Origin of the sequence: Mycobacterium yunnanensis, assembly GCF_025823185.1 — a bacterium.
GTDB lineage: Bacteria > Actinomycetota > Actinomycetes > Mycobacteriales > Mycobacteriaceae > Mycobacterium > Mycobacterium yunnanensis.
Map to the genome: position 1 here is coordinate 217,511 of NZ_JACKVK010000022.1, position 23,472 is coordinate 240,982.

21 protein-coding genes and 2 pseudogenes are annotated in these 23,472 nt (G+C 68.5%); 21 read left to right on the forward strand and 2 right to left on the reverse strand.

Annotated features, from left to right (window positions below; translation table 11 throughout):
• Positions 1-36: 36 nt before the first annotated feature.
• From H7K45_RS30725 to H7K45_RS30755, 7 genes and pseudogenes are all read left to right on the forward strand, one after another.
• Positions 37-993 (forward strand): electron transfer flavoprotein subunit alpha/FixB family protein, encoded by a 957-nt coding sequence (locus H7K45_RS30725; protein ID WP_263999981.1) that lies wholly within the window; start codon positions 37-39, stop codon positions 991-993.
• 157 nt (positions 994-1,150) lie between these two features.
• A complete protein-coding gene (locus H7K45_RS30730; protein ID WP_263999982.1) occupies positions 1,151-1,894 on the forward strand; it encodes an SDR family oxidoreductase in 744 nt (247 codons plus the stop codon).
• Entirely contained in the window at positions 1,891-2,622 is a 732-nt protein-coding gene (locus H7K45_RS30735; RefSeq protein WP_263999984.1) for an SDR family NAD(P)-dependent oxidoreductase, read from the forward strand. Before H7K45_RS30730 ends, H7K45_RS30735 begins: the two co-directional genes overlap by 4 nt.
• 18 nt (positions 2,623-2,640) lie before the next feature.
• A complete protein-coding gene (locus H7K45_RS30740; protein ID WP_263999985.1) occupies positions 2,641-3,060 on the forward strand; it encodes a cupin domain-containing protein in 420 nt (139 codons plus the stop codon).
• 29 nt (positions 3,061-3,089) lie between these two features.
• Entirely contained in the window at positions 3,090-4,568 is a 1,479-nt protein-coding gene (locus tag H7K45_RS30745) for an FGGY-family carbohydrate kinase (protein WP_263999987.1), read from the forward strand.
• Between the two features lie 169 nt (positions 4,569-4,737).
• Positions 4,738-5,019, forward strand: a pseudogene (locus H7K45_RS31770) (DUF222 domain-containing protein); the annotation flags it as partial.
• 109 nt (positions 5,020-5,128) lie between these two features.
• Positions 5,129-6,106, forward strand: a pseudogene (locus tag H7K45_RS30755) (HNH endonuclease signature motif containing protein); the annotation flags it as partial.
• Here H7K45_RS30755 and H7K45_RS31635 read toward each other — a convergent pair.
• Positions 6,089-7,075 carry an Lrp/AsnC family transcriptional regulator gene (locus tag H7K45_RS31635; RefSeq protein WP_263999989.1) on the reverse strand — a complete coding sequence of 329 codons (987 nt, stop codon included), beginning with the start codon at positions 7,073-7,075 and terminating at the stop codon, positions 6,089-6,091. The pseudogene H7K45_RS30755 and the gene H7K45_RS31635 sit on opposite strands and share 18 nt — an antisense overlap.
• Positions 7,076-7,173: 98 nt before the next feature.
• Here H7K45_RS31635 and H7K45_RS30765 point away from each other — a divergent pair, with 98 nt between their 5' ends.
• Entirely contained in the window at positions 7,174-7,929 is a 756-nt protein-coding gene (locus H7K45_RS30765; protein ID WP_263999991.1) for an SDR family NAD(P)-dependent oxidoreductase, read from the forward strand.
• Positions 7,926-8,783, forward strand: coding sequence for an LLM class flavin-dependent oxidoreductase (locus tag H7K45_RS30770; protein ID WP_263999992.1), 858 nt, complete (start codon positions 7,926-7,928; stop codon positions 8,781-8,783). Before H7K45_RS30765 ends, H7K45_RS30770 begins: the two co-directional genes overlap by 4 nt.
• Positions 8,784-8,793: 10 nt before the next feature.
• Here the strand turns inward: H7K45_RS30770 and H7K45_RS30775 are convergent, their stop codons facing one another.
• Positions 8,794-9,816, reverse strand: a complete 1,023-nt coding sequence (locus H7K45_RS30775) for a sugar-binding transcriptional regulator (RefSeq protein ID WP_263999993.1) — start codon at positions 9,814-9,816, stop codon at positions 8,794-8,796.
• A 132-nt stretch (positions 9,817-9,948) separates the two neighbouring features.
• Between H7K45_RS30775 and eltD the strand changes: the two genes are divergently transcribed.
• The 12 genes from eltD to H7K45_RS30835 all read left to right on the forward strand — a co-directional run bounded on the left by eltD (position 9,949) and on the right by H7K45_RS30835 (position 23,472).
• Positions 9,949-11,037, forward strand: a complete 1,089-nt coding sequence (gene eltD / locus H7K45_RS30780) for an erythritol/L-threitol dehyrogenase (RefSeq protein ID WP_263999994.1) — start codon at positions 9,949-9,951, stop codon at positions 11,035-11,037.
• A 39-nt stretch (positions 11,038-11,076) separates the two neighbouring features.
• Positions 11,077-12,525, forward strand: coding sequence for an extracellular solute-binding protein (locus tag H7K45_RS30785; RefSeq protein ID WP_372512701.1), 1,449 nt, complete (start codon positions 11,077-11,079; stop codon positions 12,523-12,525).
• A gap of 14 nt (positions 12,526-12,539) precedes the next feature.
• Positions 12,540-13,496 carry a carbohydrate ABC transporter permease gene (locus H7K45_RS30790; RefSeq protein ID WP_263999995.1) on the forward strand — a complete coding sequence of 319 codons (957 nt, stop codon included), beginning with the start codon at positions 12,540-12,542 and terminating at the stop codon, positions 13,494-13,496.
• On the forward strand, positions 13,496-14,386 hold the full coding sequence (locus H7K45_RS30795; protein WP_263999996.1) for a carbohydrate ABC transporter permease: 891 nt from the start codon (positions 13,496-13,498) through the stop codon (positions 14,384-14,386). The genes H7K45_RS30790 and H7K45_RS30795 overlap by 1 nt, the downstream gene beginning before the upstream one ends.
• Positions 14,386-15,537, forward strand: a complete 1,152-nt coding sequence (locus H7K45_RS30800) for an ABC transporter ATP-binding protein (RefSeq protein WP_263999998.1) — start codon at positions 14,386-14,388, stop codon at positions 15,535-15,537. Before H7K45_RS30795 ends, H7K45_RS30800 begins: the two co-directional genes overlap by 1 nt.
• Positions 15,534-16,670, forward strand: coding sequence for an ABC transporter ATP-binding protein (locus H7K45_RS30805; protein ID WP_264000000.1), 1,137 nt, complete (start codon positions 15,534-15,536; stop codon positions 16,668-16,670). Before H7K45_RS30800 ends, H7K45_RS30805 begins: the two co-directional genes overlap by 4 nt.
• Positions 16,667-18,412 (forward strand): D-erythrulose 4-kinase, encoded by a 1,746-nt coding sequence (gene derK, locus H7K45_RS30810; protein ID WP_264000001.1) that lies wholly within the window; start codon positions 16,667-16,669, stop codon positions 18,410-18,412. The genes H7K45_RS30805 and derK overlap by 4 nt, the downstream gene beginning before the upstream one ends.
• Entirely contained in the window at positions 18,409-18,879 is a 471-nt protein-coding gene (gene derI1, locus H7K45_RS30815) for a D-erythrulose 4-phosphate isomerase DerI1 (protein WP_264000002.1), read from the forward strand. The genes derK and derI1 overlap by 4 nt, the downstream gene beginning before the upstream one ends.
• 307 nt (positions 18,880-19,186) lie before the next feature.
• Complete coding sequence (locus tag H7K45_RS30820; RefSeq protein WP_264000004.1) at positions 19,187-20,467, forward strand: hypothetical protein; 1,281 nt, start codon at positions 19,187-19,189, stop codon at positions 20,465-20,467.
• 105 nt (positions 20,468-20,572) lie between these two features.
• Positions 20,573-21,403 (forward strand): GNAT family N-acetyltransferase, encoded by an 831-nt coding sequence (locus H7K45_RS30825; protein ID WP_264000005.1) that lies wholly within the window; start codon positions 20,573-20,575, stop codon positions 21,401-21,403.
• Positions 21,400-22,251, forward strand: coding sequence for a lysophospholipid acyltransferase family protein (locus H7K45_RS30830; protein ID WP_264000006.1), 852 nt, complete (start codon positions 21,400-21,402; stop codon positions 22,249-22,251). The genes H7K45_RS30825 and H7K45_RS30830 overlap by 4 nt, the downstream gene beginning before the upstream one ends.
• Positions 22,252-22,284: 33 nt before the next feature.
• Positions 22,285-23,472: a cysteine desulfurase family protein gene (locus H7K45_RS30835; protein ID WP_264000007.1), complete on the forward strand. Its 1,188-nt coding sequence runs from the start codon at positions 22,285-22,287 to the stop codon at positions 23,470-23,472.

Here is a 23,472-nt window from a genome sequence, read left to right on the forward strand (position 1 = left end):
CCAGACCCCAACTCCATAGAGAGCGATCGAGAATCAATGGCTGAAGTACTCGTGCTCGTCGAGCACGCTGAAGGAAATCTGAAGAACGTCACCGGGGAGCTCATCACCGCAGCGCGTGCGCTGGGCGAGCCGTCGGCCGTGGTGATCGGGGCCCCCGGCACCGCGGAGAAGCTGACCGACGGCCTCAAGGCACTCGGTGCGGCGAAGATCTACGTCGCCGAGTCCGACGTGGTCGAGCAGTACCTCGTCACCCCCAAGGTCGACGTGCTCAACTCACTGGTCGAGTCGGCGTCGCCGGTGGCCGTCGTGGTCGTCGCCAGCGCCGAGGGCAAGGAGATCGCCGGTCGCGTCGCGGCCGAGACCGGCTCCGGCGTGCTCATCGACGTCGTCGGCATCAAGGAGGGCCCCATCGGGATCCACTCCATCTTCGGTGGGGCCTACACCACCGAGGCCAAGGCCGAAGGCGACGGACCCGTCCTCGCCCTGCGTCCGGGTGCCGTCGAGGCCGAGCCCGCAGACGGAGCCGGTGAAGTGGTCACCGTCGAGGTGCCCGCACCGGCCGACAACGCCACCAAGATCACCTCGCGTCAGCCGGCGCAGAAGAGCGCGCGTCCCGAGCTCAGCGAGGCGAAGATCGTCGTCGCCGGCGGTCGTGGCGTTGGCAGCAAGGAGAACTTCGGGATCGTCGAGGAGCTCGCGGACGCCTTCGGCGGTGCCGTCGGTGCCTCTCGCGCGGCCGTCGACTCCGGCTTCTACGAGGGCCAGTTTCAGGTGGGCCAGACCGGTAAGACGGTCTCGCCGCAGCTGTACCTGGCGCTCGGCATCTCCGGTGCCATCCAGCACCGTGCCGGCATGCAGACCTCGAAGACCATCGTCGCGGTGAACAAGGACGAGGAAGCTCCAATCTTCGAGATCGCCGACTACGGCATCGTGGGCGACCTGTTCAAGGTGACCCCGCAGCTGACCGACGCGGTCAAGACGCGCAAGGGCTAATCCCCTCCGATCGACGCAACCCCGGTGCACTCTGGTGCACCGGGGTTTTGCGTTGTCCGGCCCCTGACCCTCTCGGGACTACGGACTTTCCAGGGTTCGAACGACCCCCACCCGGTGCGACAGTCGACTGGACACATCACGGGAGAGGGGTTCGACAATGAGGATCACAGTCATCGGAGCGAGCGGCAAGATCGGCTCGAACGTCGTGGAACTGCTGCGCGCCGAGGGGCACGACGTCGTCGCGGCGTCTCGAGAGACCGGGGCCGACGTGCTGACCGGAGCCGGCCTGACCGAGGCGCTGACCGGCGCGCAGGTCCTGGTCGACGTGGTCAACTCGCCGTCCTTCGACGACGACCCGGTGCTGACGTTCTTCAGCGCGTCCTCGGCCAACCTGGTGGCGGCCGCGAAGGAGACCGGGGTCGGGCACTACGTCGCGCTGTCGATCGTCAACGCGGACGGCCTGCCCGACAGCGGTTACATGCGCGCAAAGGTGGTGCAGGAGAGAACGATCGTCGCCTCCGGCGTGCCCTACACGATCGTGCGGGCGACGCAGTTCCAGGAGTTCGCCGAAGCCATCACCGATTCGCTGGTGGTGGACGGCGAGGTGCGCGCACCAGACGCCCTCATCCAGCCGATCGCGGCGGCCGACGTCTCGGCCGAGGTCGCGCGGGTCGCGGTCGCCGAACCACTCGACGGAATCCTGAACGTCGGTGGCCCGGACAAGATCTCCTTCGCCGACATGGCCCGCATCGTGCTCGCCACCCGGGGGGCCGACGTCCCCGTCGTCGTCGACCCCTCGGCCACCTACTTCGGCACGCGCGTCGACGACGGCAGCCTCGTCACCGGCCCGGGGGCCACGCTGGCCCCCACCCCCTTCGGGCCCAGGCTCGCCGCCCGATGAGCCGGGGTGAGCTCGCCGGTCGAACCGCGTTGGTCACCGGCGGCACCGCGGGCATCGGCTTGGAGTCGGCCCGGCTGCTGGCCGCCGCCGGCGCCGCGGTGACGATCAGCGGGCGCGACGAGGAGCGCGGCGCGAAGGCGATCGCCGAGATCGGCCACGGCGTGCGCTTCGTCGCCGCGGACCTGTCCGACCTCGACTCGGTGGCATCGCTCGCCCGCCAGTGCGGCGACGTCGACGTCCTGGTCAACAATGCGGCGAGTTTTCCCGGCGCACCCACCGTCGAGCAAGATCCGGCCTCCTTCGAGCGGACGTTCGACACCAACGTCCGGGGCGCCTACTTCCTGGTCGCCGCCCTGGCGCCGGGCATGCTGTCCCGCGGCAGCGGCAGCATCGTCAACGTCACGTCCATGGTGGCCTTCAAGGGGGTGCCCGGGGCGTCGACCTACAGCGCCTCCAAGGCCGCGCTCGAATCGCTCACGCGAACGTGGGCCGCGGAGTTCGGTACCCGGCACGTCCGGGTCAACAGCGTCGCGCCCGGACCGACCGCCACCGAGGGCGTCGCCGCCGAATGGGGTGACGTCAACGAAGAACTCGGCCGCGCCCTACCGCTCGGGCGGACGGCCAGCCCACGCGAGATCGCCGAGGCGGTGCTGTTCCTCGCGTCGCCAAGGTCGAGTTTCGTCACCGGTTCCACGCTGCACGCCGACGGCGGCGGCGCTGCCGTCTGATTCCCTGAGGAGACCACCATGCATGACCTGGCCACAGCCGACGGGGAGACAAGTCCCCTGACCGTGATCCAAAGCGTGACACCACCGTTCATCCCGCACGACGCCGAGGTGATGACGGTGGTCATCGAATGGCCTGCCGGCAGCCCGGGCGCGCCACCGCACCGGCACCCCGGCGGACCGGCATTCGGATACGTCCTCGAAGGCGAAATGCTGTTCGAGCTCGAGGGCGAAGAGCCGCGAGTCATCACCGCAGGGGAGGCGTTCTGGGAGCCCGGCGGCGAGGTCATCCACTACTCGGACGCCAACAACCGCACCGACGGACCGCTGCGCTTCGTGGTGACCATGCTGTGCGTGCCCGGCCAACCCATGCTGGTCTACGTCGAGCCCGAGGAGTTGGAGCGGCGCAAGGGCCGGCGAGTGCCCCGCTCGCGGCACTGACCGCAGGAGCGCCCACGTAGGGTTGCGCCGTGGACCTGCTTCTCGGAATCGACATGGGCACCGGAAGCACCAAGGGCGTTCTGGTCGACACCGCGGGCGTCGTGCTGGCGTCGGCCTCGATCCCGCACTCGATGAGCCTGCCTCGGCCGGGCTGGGCCGAGGTCGACGCCGAGGGCATCTGGTGGCGCGAGGTGTGCGAGATCAGCACACGGCTCGTGGGCGACGTGCCGAGCGGCTCGACCGTGGCGGGCATGTGCGTCAGCGGAGTGGGGCCGTGCCTCGTGCTCTGCGACGACGACCTCACCCCGCTGCGGCCGGCGATCCTGTACGGCGTCGACACCCGGGCTACCGCCGAAATCCGGGATTTGACCGAGGAATTCGGCGCCGAGGAGATCCTCGAGCGGGCAGGGACGTTGCTGTCGAGTCAGGCGGTCGGCCCCAAGTTGGAATGGGTGCGGCGGCACGAGCCGGAGGTGTTCGGCCGTGCGACGGGGTGGTACGGGTCGAACTCGTTCATCACCGCCAAGCTGACCGGCGAATACGCCATCGACCACCACACCGCCAGTCAGTGCGATCCGCTGTACGGGACCCGTACGTTCGGGTGGAACGAGGACTGGGCCAAGCGAATCTGCGGTCACCTGCCGCTGCCGCGGCTGGTGTGGCCTCAGGACGTCGTCGGCTACGTGCACGCCGAGGCGGCCGCGCAGACCGGTGTTCCGCTCGGCACTCCGGTGGTGGCCGGAACCGTCGACGCCTACGCCGAGGCGTTCTCGGTGGGTGTGCGCACTCCCGGCGACCAGATGCTGATGTACGGGTCGACGATGTTCCTGGTGCAGATCATCGAGGAGTACCACAGCGACCCCGCCCTGTGGACCACCGCCGGCGTCGAGCGCGGGTCGCTGGCCTTGGCGGCGGGCACGTCGACTGCCGGCACCATGATCGGCTGGTTGCGAACCATCACCGGCGGTGCGACGTTCGAGGAGGTGACCGCCGAGGCGTCGGCGGTTCCGGCCGGTTGCGAAGGGCTGATCGCCTTGCCGTACCTCGCGGGGGAGCGGACTCCCGTGTTCGACCCCGGCGCCAGGGGGCTGTTCGCCGGACTGACGCTGCGTCACGGCCGGGGTCATCTGTTCCGAGCAGCTTACGAGGGCATCGGATTTGGGATTCGCCAGATTCTCGAGATGTTCGACGATGCGCACACCGGACGCCGCACCGTCGCCGTCGGCGGTGGGTTGCGCAGCCCGCTGTGGGCACAAACGGTCAGCGACATCACCGGCCGTCCACAGCTGGTCGCCGAGCAGGGCATCGGCGCCAGCTACGGCGGAGCGCTGATGGCCGCCATCGGTGTGGAACTCGTTGCCCCGCAGACTGACTGGGCAACGATCACCCATGAGATCACGCCGAACCCCGACCATCGCGCGCTCTACGACGAGTTGTACGGGATGTGGCGCGAGTCGTACCCGGCAACTCGGGATCTGATGCACGGGCTGGGGCGACTGGACCGGTGATGCCGGACTGAGTCAGGCAACGCCGGTCCCGTTTCTGCAAAGGCGTCATCGCGTAGTAGTCGGCGTAGTCGGCCGCAGCTCAGCAGAATGTCAGTCAGACATGGAGTCACGACCTGCGCGGTGAGGCTCGTCCATCTTCGATGTCAGACCCCCCTTCTATAATTTTTACATGTCCACGACCGCAACACCTTTGGTGTCTGAGCCGCTGAGCGGCAAGGAGCGTCTGGAGGTGTTGTTCGACGAGTTGGCCGAGTTGACCGGGCAGCGCAACGCCATCGACGGACGCATCGTGGACATCGTCGCCGAAATCGACGGCGACGGGCTGTGGGGCAACACCGGATGCCGGTCCATTTCCGCACTGGTGGCCTGGCGCACCGGAATCTCGCCCCACAACGCGCAGACCATCACCACCGTCGCCGAACGACGCTCCGAGTTCCCGTCGTGCACCGCGGCGTTGCGGGAGGGCCGCCTGTCCCTGGATCAGGTCGGGGTGATCGCCGAACGCGCCGGCGACGGATCCGACGAGCACTACGCCCAGTTGGCGTCGGTGGCCACGGTGACCCAGTTGCGCGTTGCGGGAGGGCCGCCTGTCCCTGGATCAGGTCGGGGTGATCGCCGAACGCGCCGGCGACGGATCCGACGAGCACTACGCCCAGTTGGCGTCGGTGGCCACGGTGACCCAGTTGCGGACCGCTATCAAGCTCGAACCCCGCCCCGACGCCAAACCGTCCTGGGAGCCGGACCGGTCGATCACCACGACCGAGACCGCCACCCACACCACGTGGCGGATCCGGTTGCCCAAGGTGGAGGCGGCGAAGGTCGAGGCTGGGTTGGCCTCACATCGCGATGCGTTGATCAACGACTGGAAGACCGCCCACGACGAGGACCAACCGTCGGAGCAGGCCCCGCCGTTCCCGACGACCGTGGACGCGTTCATCAGCTTGGTGGAGGCCGGGTGGGACGCCGATGTGGCGCGCCGCCCGCACGGGCAGCACACCACCGTGGTGGTGCACCTCGACCCCGAGAAGCATTCAGCGGAACTGCATCTCGGCCCGTTCTTGACTGACGCCGACCGTCGGTACCTGTTGTGCGACGCGACGTGCGAAGTGTGGCTGGAACGCCACGGTCAGGTCATCGGGGTGGGGCGGGCCACCCGCACCATCAGCCGACGACTGCGCCGAGTGTTGGAGCACCGCGACCGGTGCTGTGTGGTCCCAGGGTGCGGGGCCACCCGAGGATTGCACGCCCACCACATTCGGCACTGGGAAGACGGCGGGCCCACCGACCCCGACAACCTGGTCCTGTTGTGCCCGTTCCATCACCGGTTGCACCACAGCGGCGGCATCACGATCTCCGGCACCGCCACCCGGCTGGTGGTCACCGACGCCGACGGAGCCGCGCTGACCGGGGCGTCCCTGGCAAGGCCGCCCACCACCCCGCCACCCGCAGTCCCACCGTGCACCGGACCGCTCGGCGAACGCGCCGACTGGTGGTGGTACGACCCCTACGACCCCAACAGGTCACCCTCGGCCAATTAATCGGCCGTGGGACACCAGGGACGCGGTTTGCTTCAGGCGTTGGGCACGGACGCGGACGTCGTACGCCGTCACCTGACCGACGGCGGCGAATCTGCCTGCGAGGTAGGCGTAGAGGTGTTCGACGTCGCGACAGATCGCGATCGCCACCAGATTGTGGCGGCCGCTGATCGCGATCACCGACGCAATCTCGGCGTGCGCGGCGATCTCCCGCCCCGCGGTCTCGAGGTCTGACGGCGCCACCGTCAGCCACACCATCGCGTTGACGTCGAAACCAAGTCGCTGCGGCAGCACGTCGACGTCGTAGATCACGCTGCCCGAGGCCTCCAACGCGGCGAGCCGACGGGCCACCCTCGGGGTCGACCACCCCGTGTGTTCGGCCAGGCTCGCGTGCGATGCCCGCCCGTCGGCAGCGAGCGCGTCGAAGAGCGGCTCGTCATCGGCCGACGGCGGCGTGGGTCGGCCCGTCATCGCTGCGGCGGCGGGGGACGCCAGCCGGCTCACTCGATCGGCGCCCAAGGTCGAGCCGTAGGCCGTCCATGGTTCGGTGCCCGGCTCGCCGAACGTCCGCAGGATCAGGTCGACGTCGAGATCGATCACCGACGTCGTGCGCGGAAGTCGCCGCAACAGACCGTCGGAGCTCTCGGCGAGCGGTGCGCGGATGGTGCACACCAGCTCGCTCCAGCCCGAGAGGATGTTGGCGTGCGTCACCTCGGGGCGCCGGATCAGGGCCTCGGACAGGCGGGGCATGTCGTCGGGCTTCGCCTTGACCCGGACCAGCCACTGCGCGTCACCATGCACGCGAGGGTTGGGTAGGCCGACGACCCGGACGGTCCCGTCGCGACGCAGTCGGTGGTAGCGGCGGGCGACGGTCTGCTCGGGGGCGTCGACCGTCTCGGCGATCAGACGGAACGACGCCCGCGGTGAGATCTGCAGCGCGTGAATGATTTGGCCGTCGAGATCGTCGATCACGAGGATGAATGTACGTACTCAAGACCCATATGACGATTGTTGGCGACTTCGGCCCGGGAAGTGGCTGATCGGCACGGCCCGCTGGCAGGCTCTCTCGTATGCACTGGACAGGACACACGATCCTCATCACCGGCGGCGGCAGCGGTATCGGGGCAGGCCTGGCGGCGGCCATGCATTACGCGGGCAACCAGGTCCTCATCGCGGGACGCCGCGTGCAGGCGCTGAAGGCAGTGGCGCACCAGCACCCCGGCATGGCGTACCTGCCGCTCGACCAGAGCGACCCGAGTGAGGTTCGCGTCTTCGCCGAGGAGGTCGTCCGACGGCATCCTCGGCTGAACGTACTTGTCAACAACGCGGGAATCGTGCGTGCCGAAGACCTGTGCGCACCGGACCCCGACGTCGTCGTGGAGGTGACGTCGACCAATCTGCTTGGGCCGCTTCTGTTGACCACGCACCTGCTGCCAGTGCTCAGGTGCAGACCGTCCGCGGCGATCGTGAACGTGACCTCGTCTCTGGCCTTCGTGCCCAAGGCCACACTGCCCACCTACAGTGCCACCAAGGCGGCGATGCACTCCTACACCGAGTCGTTGCGATTCCAGTTGCGCCATAGCACTGTTCGAGTCGTCGAGGTGCCTCCGCCTCGAGTCCGCCTTGAGACGGACGCACTAGGTGACGAGCACGGCATCGCGGTCAGCACGTTCGTCGAGGAGGTGATGTCGTCGCTGACGGCGCACCCCGAGGCCGACGAGATCGTCGTCCCGACTGCTCGTCGTCTTCGCTTCGCGGAGCGCCGCGGCGTGTACACCCAGCAATTCAACGCAGTCAACCCCGTAGACCCGAAAGGTCGACCATGAAGATCGGAATCGGATTGCCCAACCACGTTGCCGGTGTCGCCGGAACGGTGGTCGTCGACTGTGCGCGCCGCGCCGAGCAACGCGGGTTCGACGCCCTCACCACGATCGACCGGCTGATCTATCCCAGCCTCGACTCGATCACCACCTTGGCGGTGGCCGCGGGCGCCACCTCGACGGTCGACCTCGTGACGAATGTGCTGCTGGCTCCGCTCTACCCGCCGGTTATCCTCGCCAAGCAACTGGCGACGTTGGCGGACGCGTCCGGTGGCCGACTCGTGCTCGGCGTCGGTGTGGGTCAGCGACCCGACGACTACCATGGTGCTGGCAACGAATTCGATTCGCGGGGAAAGCTTCTCGACGACGCCGTGACCATCTGGCGCCGAGTGTGGGCGGGGGAGCCCCTCGACGGTGAAACGGCGCTGTGCCCGGCGCCGGTCACCATCCCCGTGTTGTTCGGCGGAAAGGGCAAGCCCACGCTGCGGAGGGTGGCCACGGTCGGAGACGGATGGGCCGGTGGCGCCGTGCGGGACTACGAGACCCAAGAGTCGTTCACCGACGAGATCCGCGCCAGATGGCACGCCGCGGGACGAACGGGCCGCCCCCTGATGCAGACGTCGGTGAACTTCGCGCTCGGCGACGACTCCCTCGTCGCGCAGGGAAGGCGAAACCTCGCCGCCTACTACGGAAACAAGCCGGACTACGCTGCACTCAACGTCGCCGACATGGTGTCGTCGCCGCGTGATGCGCTCGACACGGTCCGGGCCTACCGCGATCTGGGTTTCGACCGGTTGCTCTTCCACCCGGCGGTCGCCTCGGCCGAGCAGGTCGACCGGCTCGCCGACGCCGTGCTGTGAACTCGGCGCGTCACGGACCGGACGTGCAGCTGGCCAGGAGGTCGGTGGCCGTAGTCGGATCGGTGACCAGACGGTTGAAGTATCCGCCACGGGCGCCGGCGATGATCGACTCGACCTTGTCCTTGCCGATGGCCACGGCGATGGTGGCCGGAATGTGGCGCAGCACTTCGAGTTCCACGGCGATCAGTCGGTCGCCGTTCTCGAAGTCCACCGGCCGCCCGTCACGGTCGTAGAAGCGCGAGCAGACGTCCCCGACCGCGGATCGCAGCGACGTCGAGGCCGTCGGAACGAATCGGGGGATGTCCGAGCGAGTCAGCGGGGGAGCGCCGATACCCATCAGGGCACATCGCGCGTGCGGCCAAAGGTGAAGCACCCGTTGGATGCTCGGGTCGTTGAGCAGTGACTGGTAGAGCTCCTCGCCGGGCAGGCCGGGGGCGAACAGGTAGTTGGCCCGTCCACCGATGCGATTGGCGACCAGCCGGGTGATCTCGTTGGTCTGGTACCACTCCTCGGGCTGGTCGTGGCCGCCGACAGTGGGGGCGACGATGACGCCGGGCAGCGGCGTCAGCTCGCACTGGGCCACCTCGTAGACGGTGCGGCCGGAGGACACCAGCAGCACGTCGCCCGGCAGCAACCCGGCCTCCCCGAGTGCGCGTGCCACCGGGGGAGCCAGGACGCGGCCCATCACGTCGACCACCGTGCTTCCGGTCGTCGGCAGCGGTGCGCTCAGGTACACCGACGTGACGTTCAGCGCGCGGGCCAGTCGATCGGCCAGATCACCGGTGCGGGCCTCGGCGGGCGGGACGACCTCGATGCGGACGATGCCCTGCCGCTTGGCTTCGGACAGCAGTCGGCTGACGGTGGCGCGGCTGGTGCCGAGTCGTTCGGCCACCTCGGCCTGGGTGGCGTCGTCCTCGTAGTACAGGCGGGCGGCGGTGTAGAGCAGGGATGCCCCGAAGTGGCTGGTCTCGCCGTCCGGCGGTGGACCCTCTGCTGGCTGATTCGCCGGCGTGGGCTGAGCCGACCTGACCATGCACGCAGTATGGCACCGCCCCCACGCGCCTGCACATATGTTCAGAGAATAATCTTTCTGAACAATCGTTCTGGACAAATGTGCAGCGCGCTGGTTAATGTGACCTCAGCCACAGCCGAAGGAGCCTCCCAAATGCCCGAACAGATCCCCGAGAAGATGCAGGCCGTCGTCTGTCACGGACCCAACGACTACCGGCTCGAGGAGGTCGCCGTTCCCGAGCGCAAGCCCGGCGAGGCACTGGTCCGCGTGGAAGCGGTGGGCATCTGCGCCAGCGATTTGAAGTGCTACCACGGGGCGGCGAAGTTCTGGGGCGACGAGAACCGTCCCGCCTGGGCCGAGACCATGGTGATCCCCGGCCACGAATTCGTCGGCCGGGTAGTCGAACTCGACGACGAGGCGGCCAGCCGGTGGGGCATCGCCGTGGGCGACCGGGTCACCTCTGAGCAGATCGTGCCGTGCTGGGAGTGCCGTTTCTGCAAGCGCGGGCAGTACCACATGTGCCAGCCCCACGACCTCTACGGCTTCAAGCGTCGTACCCCCGGCGCCATGGCGGGGTACATGACCTACCCGGTGGAAGCGTTGGTGCACAAGATCTCCGGTGACATCCCACCGGCGCACGCCGCCTTCGTCGAACCGCTGTCGTGCTCGCTGCACGCGGTGGAGCGGGCCCAGATCACCTTCGAGGACACCGTCGTCGTGGCGGGTTGCGGGCCCATCGGGCTCGGCATGATCGCCGGCGCCCGTGCCAAGAACCCGATGCACGTCATCGCGCTGGACATGGCCCCCGAGAAGCTGGCCCTGGCCAAGAAGTGCGGTGCCGACATCACGATCAACATCGCCGAAGAAGACGTCGAGAAGATCGTCAAGGACCTCACCGGCGGCTACGGCGCCGACGTCTACCTCGAGGGCACCGGACATCCGTCGGCAGTGCCGCAGGGTCTCAACGCCCTGCGCAAGCTGGGTCGGTACGTCGAATATGGCGTCTTCGGCAGTGACGTGACCGTCGACTGGAGCATCATCAGCGACGACAAGGAGCTCGACGTCCTCGGCGCACATCTCGGCCCGTACTGCTGGCCGGCCGCCGTCAAGATGATCGAGTCGGGCGTGCTGCCCCTCGACGAGATCTGCACCCATCAACTGCCGCTCAGCGACTTCCAAAAGGGCCTGGACCTCGTCGGCAGCGGCAAGGAATCGGTCAAGGTCTCCCTGATCCCGGCCTAGCCCACCATTCCCCGGCCGAACCCCACGAAGGACATGAAGATGAGTCGAGATCGCAACCCGGGCACTTTCGGGGCCCACTCGGGTGGACCTCAGATGTCGCGGCGAAACATGTTGGCGGCGTTGGGCGTTGCCGGAGCAGCCGCCGCCAGCCTGCCCGTCCTCAGTGCCTGTGGGGTGGGTGGCAAGGCCAGCGCCCCCAACGGGGCCTCGGCGGTCACCGGTGGCTTCGACTGGAAGAAGGCCTCCGGGCAGACGCTGAACATCCTGCAGACACCGCACCCGTACCAGCTGTCCTACCAGCCGCTGCTCAAGGAGTTCAGCGAGCTGACCGGAATCACGGTGAACGTCGACCTGGTGCCCGAGGCCGACTACTTCACCAAGCTGAACACCGAACTCGCGGGTGGCTCCGGCAAGCACGACGCGTTCATGCTCGGCGCCTACTTCATCTGGCAGTACGGGCCGCCGGGGTGGATCGAGGACCTGAACCCGTGGCTGCAGAACAGTTCGGCGACCAACCCCGACTACGACTTCGAGGACATCTTCGAAGGCCTGCGCACCTCGACCCGATGGGACTTCGTCAACGGAAACCCGTTGGGCACCGGCGGTCAGTGGGCCATCCCGTGGGGCTTCGAGAACAACGTCGTCGCCTACAACAAGCGGATCTTCGACGAGAAGGGCATCACCAAGCTGCCCGACCGGTTCGACGACTTCATCCAACTGGCCGTCGACCTGACCGACCGCTCGCAGAACCGCTACGGCATCGCCACCCGAGGCTCGAAGTCCTGGGCCACCATTCACCCCGGCTTCATGACGCAGTACAGCCGGGCGGGCGCGGTCGACTACACCTTCAACGGTTCGGAGCTCATCGCCGAGATGGACAGCGACAAGGCGATCGACTTCACCAAGAAGTGGATTCAGATGCAGCACGACGCCGGCCCCACCTCGTGGACCACCTACGACTACCCCAATGCGACCGGTGATCTGGGCGACGGCAAGGCGATGATGGTGTTCGACGCCGACAGCGCCACCTACCCGAAGAACAAGCCGGGTGCCAGCAAGGAGGCCGGCAACCTCGGCTGGTACCCCGGACCCGCGGGCGCCGACGGCAACTACAAGACCAACCTGTGGACGTGGAGCTGGGCGATGAGCGCCAACTCCCGCAACAAGCTCCCCGCCTGGCTGTTCATCCAGTGGGCCACCGGCAAGGAGTCGATGAACAAGGCCGTCGAGGGCGGCACGTACGCCGACCCGGTGCGAAAGTCGGTGTTCGACACCACCTTCAAGAGGGTCGCCGCCGACCAGTTCGGCTACCTCGAGACGTTCGAGACCGTGATCGGACAGTCGAAGATCCAATTCACCCCCCAGAAGAAGTTCTTCGACACCACGCAGAACTGGGCCGTAGCCCTGCAAGACATCTACGGCGGTGACGACGCTGCGTCGCGCTTGCGCAGCCTTGCCAAGACCAACACCTCCAAGGTCAACCTCTAGGAAGTCTGGAACCGATGACGACTCAGACCCCCAAGGCCCCGGCCGCATCGCCGGACCGGCCCACCGCCACCCGGCGGAGCAACCTGCCCGAGGTGCCGACTTGGCGCCGCAAGCTTCGCCCGTACCTGCTGTCGATTCCCGCCCTGGTCATCGTCATCGGAATTCTCTACCCGTTCGTGGTGGGCGCCTACTACGCGTTCCTCAACTACGCCGCGGTGAACCCGAACCCGCACTTCGTGTGGTTCGACAACTTCACGTCCGTTCTCGGCGACCAGGTGTTCTGGTACAGCGTGCGTACGACGGCGATCTTCGCCGTGCTGGCGACCTTCGTCGAGACCGCCCTCGGCGTCGGACTGGCGCTGCTGCTCAACCGGTCGAGCATCATCGGCAAGATCTTCGAGAAGGTCCTCATCCTGCCGCTGATGATCGCGCCCGTGATCGCGGGCGTCATGTGGAAGCTCATGTTCAACCCGCAGTTCGGTGTCCTGAACCACGTTCTGGGACTTGGCAACACGTTCGACTGGCTCTCCAGCAGCAATGCACTGTTCTCGGTGATCCTGGTCGACCTGTGGATCTTCACCCCGTTCGTGGCGATCCTGGTGCTGGCCGGCATCCGGTCGCTGCCCAAGGAGCCGTTCGAGGCGTCCGAGGTCGACGGCGCGAGTTGGTTCTTCATGTTCCGCAAGCTCATGCTGCCGATGCTGTGGCCCTACATCCTGGTGGCCGTCATCTTCCGGTTCATGGACAACCTCAAGGTGTTCGACCACATCTACGTGCTGACCGCCGGTGGCCCCGGCGTCGCGACGAGGACCTTGCAGATCGGGGCGTTCGAGGACTCGATCATCAACCTCGACTACTCGCGCGGCAGCACCTACATGCTGCTGCTGTGGATCATCGTGTTCATCACTGCGCGCTACCTGGTCAGCGTGCTCGGCAAGGCGCAGCGTCGTGCTGCGGGAGCGGAGTCCTAATGGCACTCGAGAAGTTCAAGCCGACGCGCACCGAACTCCTGCCCGGCCAAAAGCGGCTCGGTGCAGGCTCCGTCGCGGCCGACGTCGGACTGATCATCTGGTTCGTGTTCTCGCTGTTTCCCATCGTGTGGATGGTGATCCTGGCGCTCAAGAACGCCGAGGAGCAGACCACCACCTACTTTCAGTTCAGCCCCAGCTGGTCGAACTTCGCCACGGTGCTCTCCGACAAGGGCACCCAGATGACCAGCGTGGACTTCAAGTCCGCGATGCTGACCAGCCTGATCAACTGTGGTGGCGCCGTCATCGTGTCGCTGGTCATCGGCATCCCGGCGGCGTACGCGGCCGGACGCTGGAAGTACAAGGGCAGCAACGACTTGATGTTCCAAATGCTGTCGTTCCGCTTCGCTCCGGAACTGATGGTGATCGTGCCGCTGTTCGTGATCTACAACCAGATCGGGCTGTTCGACACCAAGGTCGGGATGATCTGGGTGCTGCAGCTGGTGACCATGCCGCTGGTGGTGTGGATCCTGCGGTCCTACTTCGAGGACCTTCCGGAGGATCTGGAACAGGCGGCGTTGCTCGACGGGTACAGCCGCACCCGCGCATTCGTCATGGTGGCCCTGCCCATCGTGCGACCGGGCATCGCGGCAGCTGCGCTGCTGGCCTTCATCTTCGCCTGGAACAACTACGTGTTCCCCCTCATTCTGGCCGACAGCAACGCGGGCACGGTGACCGTCGCGATCACCAAGTTCCTCGGCGGCGGCGGGCAGGCCTACTACAACCTGACCGCGGCCGCGGCGATCATCGCCGCGCTGCCACCACTGATACTGGCGCTGACCATCCAGAGATATCTGGTGCGGGGCCTGTCCTTTGGGGCGGTGAAGGCCTGATGGCGACCGTCACCCTCAAGGGTCTGTCCAAGTCCTTCGGTAAGACGCACGCGGTGCGCGACCTCTCGGTCGACATCGCCGACGGCGAGTTCTTCGTCATCCTCGGGCCCAGCGGCGCCGGGAAGACCACGACCCTGAAGTCGGTGGCCGGCCTCGTCGACGTCGACGGCGGCTCGGTGACCATCGGCGGCAAGGACGTCACCCTGGTCGAGCCCTACAACCGCAACGTCGCCATGGCCTTCGAGAGCTACGCGCTCTACCCGCAGAAGACGGTCAGCGAAAACCTGGCGTCGCCGCTGAAGTCCGGACGCACGGGCAAGTACACCGACGCGCAACAGAAGGAGCGCATCGACCAGGTCACCACGACACTCGGAATCAACCACCTGCTCAAGCGATTTCCGCGGGAACTGTCCAACGGTCAGCGGCAACGGGTGGCGCTGGGGCGGGTGCTGGTACGGCCCGCCGACGTCTACCTGCTCGACGAGCCGCTGAGTCACCTCGACGCGAAGCTGCGGGCCGCGATGCGGGCCGAGTTGAAACAGCTCGGGGCGATGTCGAAGACCACCACGGTCTACGTCACCCACGACTATCAGGAGGCGCTGGCCCTCGGTGACCGCATCGCGGTGCTGAGGGAGGGTGCGCTGGTCCAGATCGGCACCCCGGAGGACATCTGGCGGCGCCCCGCCGACACCTTCGTCGCCCGAGCCCTCGGACAACCCGAGATCAACCTGCTCGACGGTGAGGTCGAGGACGGCCGCATCCGCCTCGGTGGCGGCGCGTTCGACGTGCCCGTGCCCGCCGGGGTGGACGTGCGCGGGGGAGACCGCGTGCGGGTGGGGTTGCGGCCCTGCGACATTCACGTCGTCGGGCAGCGGGCCGACGACTCGGGGCCACGGCTGACGGGCACCGTCACCCTGGCCGAGCGGCTCGGTCGCAACGTCGAGTTGACCGTCGGCGTGGGCGGCGAGCAGCTGATCGTGCTGTCCTCCGGACGCGAAGGCGTCGACGAGGGCGGTCAGGTCACGATGACCGTGGCCGAGCACGACATCCACGTGTTCGCCGCGGGGGAGGGTGACACCTCACGACTGGGCACGGGCCACGGGAGCGGCCGCACGCGAGGAGGACTAGAGGAAGTGGAGGCGGCACAGTGACCACCACGACGACCGCGGCGGCGGGACCCAAGACCGCCACCGCCCAAAGCCTGACCCTGACCGATTTGGTGAAGACCTACATGGCCAAGGGCCGGGAGAGCTTCGCCGCGGTCAAGGGCATCAACCTCGACATCGCCCCGGGTGAGTTGATCGCCCTACTGGGGCCGTCGGGCTGCGGCAAGACCACGACGCTGCGCATGATCGCTGGGCTGGAGACGGTGACGAGCGGATCCATCAAGATCGGCGACCGCGAGATATCGCAGCTGCCCGCGTCCAAGCGCGGGATCGGCGTCGGCTTCGAGAGCTACGCGCTGTATCCGCCGATGTCGGTGCGCGAGAACCTGCTCTACGGCTTGAAGGCGCGCAAGGTCAAGGGCGCCGAGCAGATGGTGTCGTCCATCAGCACCCGGCTGGAGATGGACGACATGATGGACCTGCGGCCCGCCGGGCTGTCCAGTGGTCAGAAGCAACGCGTCGCACTGGCGCGCGCGTTGGTGCGCAACCCACCCGTGCTGCTGCTCGACGAGCCGCTGAGCCACCTGGACGCCTCGGCCCGGCAACGGGTTCGGCGCGAGCTGAAGGTGCTCCAGCGCGAATTCGGCTACACCACGATCGTCGTGACCCACGACCAGGTGGAGGCGCTGTCGCTGGCCGACCGTCTCGCGGTGATGGACGCCGGGGTGGTGCAGCAGTTCGGCACGCCCGACGAGGTGTTCGACGACCCGGCCAACTTGTTCGTCGCCCAGTTCGTGGGTGAACCACAGATCAACGTCGTCCACGGTGTGGCACGCTCCGACGGCGGCACCGTCCGGGTCGAGATCGGTTCGGGCGCAGGCTCGTTGCCGACCACCGTGACCGGGGTGGCCGACGGTACCGAGGTGTCCGTCGGCATCCGTCCGCAGGACTGCACCGTGTCGACCGCCGAGGCAACCGGCTTGCGCACCACCGTGGCGTACTTCGAGCACCTGCTGGAGTTCGGACTGGCCACCACCACGGTCGCCGGGGTGCAGGAGGGCATCGTCGTGCAGACGCCCGCGCAGGAGAGCTACGAACCCGAGCAGAAGGTCGTCATCGGTGCACCGCCCGAGCGGGTATACCTCTTCGACACCGACACGGGAGACCGACTGAGATGACGAAGCTCTTCAACGATCCGGCGAGGTTCACCGAGGACATGCTCGTCGGGTTCCTCGACGCCAACTCGACCTACGTCGCCGGCGTTCCCGGCGGCGTGGTGCGCGCCAGCGAGACGCCACCGGGCAAGGTGGCCGTCGTCATCGGCGGCGGTTCCGGGCACTACCCGGCGTTCTGCGGGACCGTCGGCCCGGGTTTCGCCGACGGCGCGGTGGTCGGCAACATCTTCACTTCGCCGTCGGCCGAGGAAGCCGCGTCGGTCGCGCGCGCCGCCCACGGTGACGCGGGTGTCCTGCTGACCACCGGCAACTACGCCGGCGACGTGATGAACTTCGGGTTGGCCGTGACCCAGTTGCGTGACGAGGGCATCGACGCGCATTACTTCGCCGTCACCGACGACATCGCCAGTGCGCCACCGGGTGAGGAAGCCAAGAGGCGCGGCATCGCCGGTGACTTCACCGTCTTCAAGTGCGCCTCGGCCGCCGCGGAGGACGGCCTCGACATCACCGGCGTCGTCCGCGTCGCCGAAGCCGCCAACGCCGCCACCAGGACCCTTGGCGTGGCGTTCGACGGGTGCACGTTGCCCGGCGCCGACTCGCCGTTGTTCACCGTGCCGGACAAGCAGATGGGCGTCGGTCTTGGCATCCACGGTGAACCCGGCGTCCGTGACGAGCCGATGCCGTCGGCCGCCGACCTCGCGGTGACCCTCGTCGACGGCGTGCTGGCCGACGAGCCGACGACCGAGACGCGGCGAATCGCCGTCATCCTCAACGGACTTGGCCGCACCAAGTACGAAGAGCTGTTCGTCGTGTGGGGCACGGCGTCGCGGCTGCTGCGGGAGCGAGGCTACGAGGTGGTCGACCCCGAGGTGGGCGAGTTGGTCACCAGCCTCGACATGGCCGGGTGCTCGCTGACGGTGATGTGGCTCGACGACGAACTCGAGAAGTACTGGACGGCGCCGGCCGACACCCCCGCCTACCGCAAGGGCGTTGCGGCGGTGTCGGATTCGGGTCGGCGACGCACCGATGCCGCTGCCGACGCGGCTGCCCCGGAACGCGACGTCGCCGAACTCGCCGATGACGACGGACGCGATGGCGGGCGGTTCGTCGTCAAGGCGTTCGACGCGATCGCCGGCATGCTGGCCGGCGCCGAGGAGGAACTGGGCCGCATCGACGCCGTCGCCGGTGACGGCGACCACGGCCGCGGCATGGTGAAGGGGTCGTCGGCGGCGCGGGTCGCCGCGGCCGCTGCGGCCAAGGCCGGTGCGGGCCAGGGCTCGGTACTCGGCGCAGCGGGCCGGGAATGGGCCGCGAAGGCGGGCGGCACGTCCGGCGTACTGTGGGGAGCGCTGCTGAACGCCGTCGGCGCTCGCCTCGGTGACACCGGGCGGCCGGACTCCAAGACCGTCGCGGCGGCGATGCGGGACGGCTACGACTCGCTCATCGCACTCGGCGGTGCTTCTCCGGGCGACAAGACGATGCTCGACGCCATGCTCCCGTTCGTCGAGGAACTCGAGCGCCGGGTGTCCACGGGTGAGTCGTGGAAGGCGTCATGGCGGGAGGCGGCGCAGGTCGCCACCGACGCCGCCCGCGCAACGGCCGACATGCGACCGAAGGTCGGACGGGCTCGGCCGCTGGCCGAGCGCAGCGTCGGGACGCCCGACGCCGGCGCGACGTCGTTGGCGATGATCGCCCACACCGTGGCCGATTGCCTTGGACGCGACACTCAGGAAGTGACGAAATGACTGGACTTCGGATCGTCGTCGGTTGCGACGACGCGGGATCTGAATACAAGGAAGCCCTCAAGAGGGACCTGCAGGCCGACGACCGCGTCTCGGAGGTCACCGACGTCGGCGTCGGCACCGACGAGCACACCGCGTACCCCCACGTGGCCGTGGCCGCAGCCCGGCTCGTCGCCGAGGGCAAGGCCGACCGCGCGCTGCTGGTGTGCGGCACGGGCCTCGGCGTGGCGATCAGCGCCAACAAGGTGCCGGGGATTCGCGCGGTGACCGCTCACGACGGGTTCTCCGTCGAGCGGTCGGTGCTGTCCAACAATGCGCAGGTGCTGTGCTTCGGTCAACGCGTTATCGGGCTCGAGCTGGCTCGGCGACTCGCCAGGGAGTGGCTCGGATACGAGTTCGACCCGACGAGCGCGTCGGCCGAGAAGGTCGACGCGATCTGCGGGTACGAATCCGAGTCCGTCGCGCCCTGAACGTGGTTCGGCAGTTTGCGACGAAATTGGTTGGTGCCAGCCACGTCGGCGCTCGAGGGTATCTCGGGGCTGAGCTGGTATTTCCGTGCGGTGAGCACGGCTCAGCGACGAAAGACGCCGTTGACGTGCGGATCGGGCGAATGGTCGGGCGGACGGAGTTCGAACCGACGCATGCAGATCGGTCGCCGCCGCCGCTGGTCAGCGGGGCTGATTCCCGGCAGAATCTCGGTAGCTGGCCCCAATGATGTGGGACGATTGTCGGTAACCGCCCGCCGTGTGGGTCGCTAGTCGGTACGAGGAGGTCGCCTTGTCAACGCATCTGCGCATCGCTGCGGGCGCGTGCGTGCTGTCGACCGGCTTCATGATCGCCGGCGCCGGCGGTGCGGTCGCCGCCGCCGAGCCGGACTCCGACGCCTCGACGCCCAGCACGTCCACCGGCACCGCCCACGGACCCGTCGGAACCTTCGCCGACAACGTCCGCAAATCCGTGGAGACGTCGCTGCACGGCACGGTCCAAGGTGTGACCGGCACGCTGAACACCCTCACCAAGCCGGGTCAGATCCAGTCGAACATCCCCAAGTCGCCGAAGACGACCTTCGGTGGCAGTCCCACCGTCTACGGCAGCACGGCGCCCGCGACGGACACCGCACCCGACGTGGCCACCGCGCCCGACGCAGCCACGACGCCCGTGGATCCGTCGACCTCCCCGGTCGAGCAGTCGACCGCACCCGTCGCCGCTCCCGCGTCGCAGCCGTCGCCGTCGGTGAACAAGGACCCGATTGCTCCCGTCGCGAAGGCCGTCACCTCGCTGGGCACCTCGCTCAGCGCGGTCCCCGGAGTCGTGGCCGGTCTCCCAACGTCGGTGACGCCGGTGTCGGACGTGCTGACCTCCATTCAGAACGTGCTGACCTCCGTAAACGAGACGGGCAATTCCCTCGCCACCGTGCCGTCGGACCTCGCGGGTCTGCTCGGCGTGGGCACGGGAGTGACGACACCGACCATCGGGGCGGCGGCGACCGGTCTCACCCGTGCGCGGGTGGTGACCCCCGACCCGGCGACGCCCGTGTGGTCGGCGGCACCCGATCTCCCGACTCTGCTCGCCGCACCAAGTGGTCCCGTCGCGGCCGTTCCCGCGGCGCCCGTCCTCCCCTTGGACGTCGCGACGCACGACGCCGTCAGCCCAGCGACCGAGGCGCCCGCGCCCGCCGCCGCCCCGGAGGAATCGCCCAAGAGCGACGTCCTGTCCACGGTGGAGCACGTCATCGGAGCCGTCGTCGCGACGGTGTCGCTGACCGCGCTGGCCGCCGTCGCGTTGCCCGGCATCCTCGGCCTGCTCACCACCTGCGCCGCGGGCATCCGCGTCGGATACCGCCAGGCCAAGGCCGCGTCGTCGCTGCCCGACACCGCGCTGGCCCGATTCGTCGGGTCGGGTCCCGTCGGCGTGGTGCGATCCCGCTCACAGGTCGAATTGCGTTCGCGCGCAACGCGTCTCGCGCCAACCGCGACTCAGACGATCGAGCGGCGACCGGCACTGCGTGTCGTCGGATCCGAGTCCGCGGCCACGCAGGTGCTCGACACCGCCGTCTAGGACGACCGTCCGCGCCCACACCGAGGTCAACTCGTCATCTGGCGTGCACTGACACGTCACGCGGTGATTGCTCACCCGCTGTCCCGTTGAAGCACCGTGGCCGCCATGAGCACTGCCTCCGTACTCATCGCCGCTGATCAACCCGCCGCCGGCTCGCTGGTGCCGCGCTACACACTGCTGCTGTCCTCGGATCCCGCGCTCGTCGACGACGCCCAGCGCCTGCGTCACGAAGTGTTCACCTCAGAGCCCGGATTCGAACTCGCCGGACGCCTCGACGGGCGCGACGCCGACCGATTCGACGAGTACTGCGACCACCTCCTGGTGCGTGAGGACCGGTCCGGCGAGCTCGTCGGCTGCTACCGGATGCTGCCGCCGCCCGGCGCGATCGCCGCCGGCGGTCTCTACAGCGCCACCGAGTTCGACGTGACCGAACTGGATCCGCTGCGACCGTCGCTGGTCGAGATGGGACGGGCCGTGGTCCGGGAGGACCACCGCAACGGCGGCGTCGTGCTGCTGATGTGGGCGGGCATCCTGGCCTACCTGGACCGCAGTGGCTACGACTACGTCACCGGCTGCGTGTCGGTCCCCGTTCGGGGAACGCCCGACGAGGCGCCCGGTGCCCAGATCCGCGCGGTCCGCGACGTCGTCCGCAAGCGCCACGCCTCGCCCTTCACCGTCCACCCGTACCGGCCGGTCGTCGTGGACGGCAAGGGTCTCGACGACATCGAGCCCCCGGCGCGGGCCACTCTGCCGGCGCTGATGCGCGGCTACCTCCGACTAGGTGCGCAGGTGTGCGGCGATCCGGCCCACGACCCCGACTTCGGCGTCGGCGACTTCCCCGCACTGCTCGACAAGCGCCACGCCGACGTCCGGTATCTGCAGCGCCTGCGCTCGGTGTCCCAGGCCGGCGAGATGTCCGAGGGGAGCCGGCGATGAGCAGCCATGCGGTGGTCGACAGTCCCTGGCTGCCAAGGGCGTCGTGCGACGCATCTTGCGTTCGGTGCGAGGCCGTGCACGGACTGCTGCGCGTGACCATGGTGGTGCGCACCACCGTTCGCGTCGTGTGCGCGCTGCTGGTGCTGCCCACCGCGGTGCTGCTGGCCCTTCCGATACCCGGCAAGGCGCGGGCCCAGCGCCTGTACTGCCGCCTGATGCTCCGCTGCCTCGGCGTGCGGGTCGTCACCTCCGGCGGACCCATTCGCAACCTTAGCGGCGTGCTGGTGGTCAGCGGTCACGTGTCCTGGGTCGACGTCTTCGTGATCGGCGCCGTGCTGCCGGGATCGTTCGTCGCGCGCGCGGATCTGGTCGACTGGCCCGCCCTGGGGGTCCTGGCACGTCTCATGAAGGTGATCCCCATCGACCGGGCCAGCCTTCGCAGGTTGCCCGACGTGGTCGGCACCGTGGCCGACAGGCTGGCCGCCGGTCAGACCGTCGTCGCGTTCCCCGAGGGCACCACGTGGTGTGGCGTCGCCCACGGCACCTTCCGCCCCGCCATGTTCCAGGGCGCGGTCGACGCGGGACGGCCCGTGCAGCCGCTGCGCCTGACCTACCAGCACCGTGACGGAAGACCGTCCACGATCCCGGCGTTCATCGGCGACGACTCCCTGCTCGAGTCGGTCTGGCGCGTCGTCACCGCCCGTCTGACCGTGTGTCAGGTACGGGTGCAGTCCCTTCAGCTGCCGGGGACGGACCGCCGCGATCTGGCCGCGCGGTGCGAGGTCGCGGTGCGCGGGAAGACGGTGCTGGAGGACCACTCGGCCCACGGGCGTGCGCTGGTCGCCTGAGGCATACCGGCCTGCCGGTATCCTTGACGGGCCATGACCGCCGTCTACCTGGATCACGCCGCCACCACCCCGATGCACCCCGTCGCCGTCGAGGCGATGGTCGAGGTGCTGGCGACAGTCGGCAACGCATCGTCGCTGCACACGGCCGGTCGGGCGGCGCGACGCCGGATGGAGGAGGCGCGCGAGTCGCTGGCCGGGCTTCTCGGCGCCCGGCCCTCGGAGATCGTCTTCACCGCCGGTGGCACCGAGAGCGACAATCTCGCCGTCAAGGGCATCTACTGGGCCCGTCGCGACGCCGATCCCATGCGTCGCCGCATCATCACCACCCCGGTCGAACACCACGCGATCCTCGACGCGGTGGAATGGCTCGTCGAACACGAAGGCGCCGAGGTCACCTGGCTTCCGGTCGGCGCCGACGGCTCGGTCACCCCGGCCGCCCTGAGACAGGCGCTCGAGGAGAACGTCGGAGACGTCGCCCTCGTCACGGTCATGTGGGCCAACAACGAGGTTGGCACCGTGATGCCGATCGCCGAGCTGGCCGCCGTCGCCGCCGAGTTCGAGGTGCCGATGCACAGCGACGCCATCCAGGCGGTAGGGCAGCTGCCCGTCGACTTCGCGGCCAGCGGACTGTCGGCCATGAGCGTGGCCGCCCACAAGTTCGGCGGCCCCACCGGCGTCGGCGCGCTGCTGCTGCGCCGTGACACCGCCTGCGTGCCGCTGCTGCACGGCGGCGGCCAAGAGCGTGACGTCCGTTCGGGCACTCCGGACGTCGCCGGAGCGGTCTCGATGGCCGCGGCGGCGCGCGTCGCCGTCGAGGGCCTTGAGGTCAACCGGGCTCGCATCTCCGCGCTGCGGGACACCCTCGTCGACGGGGTGCTCGCCTCGATGGACGACGTCGAGCTCAACGGAGCCCGCGGCGACGCTCGGCTTCCTGGCAACACCCACTTCACCTTCCGCGGCTGCGAGGGCGACGCACTGCTGATGTTGTTGGACGCCAAGGGCATCGAATGCTCCACCGGCTCGGCGTGCACCGCAGGCGTGGCGCGACCATCGCACGTCCTGATCGCCATGGGCGCCGACCCCGCCAGTGCTCGCGGTTCCCTGCGGTTCTCCCTGGGGCACACCAGCACCGAGGCCGACGTCGAGGCCGTGCTGGCCGTACTGCCTGCGGCGGTCGACCGGGCGCGCCAAGCCGCTCTGGCCAGCGCGGGACAGAAGTAG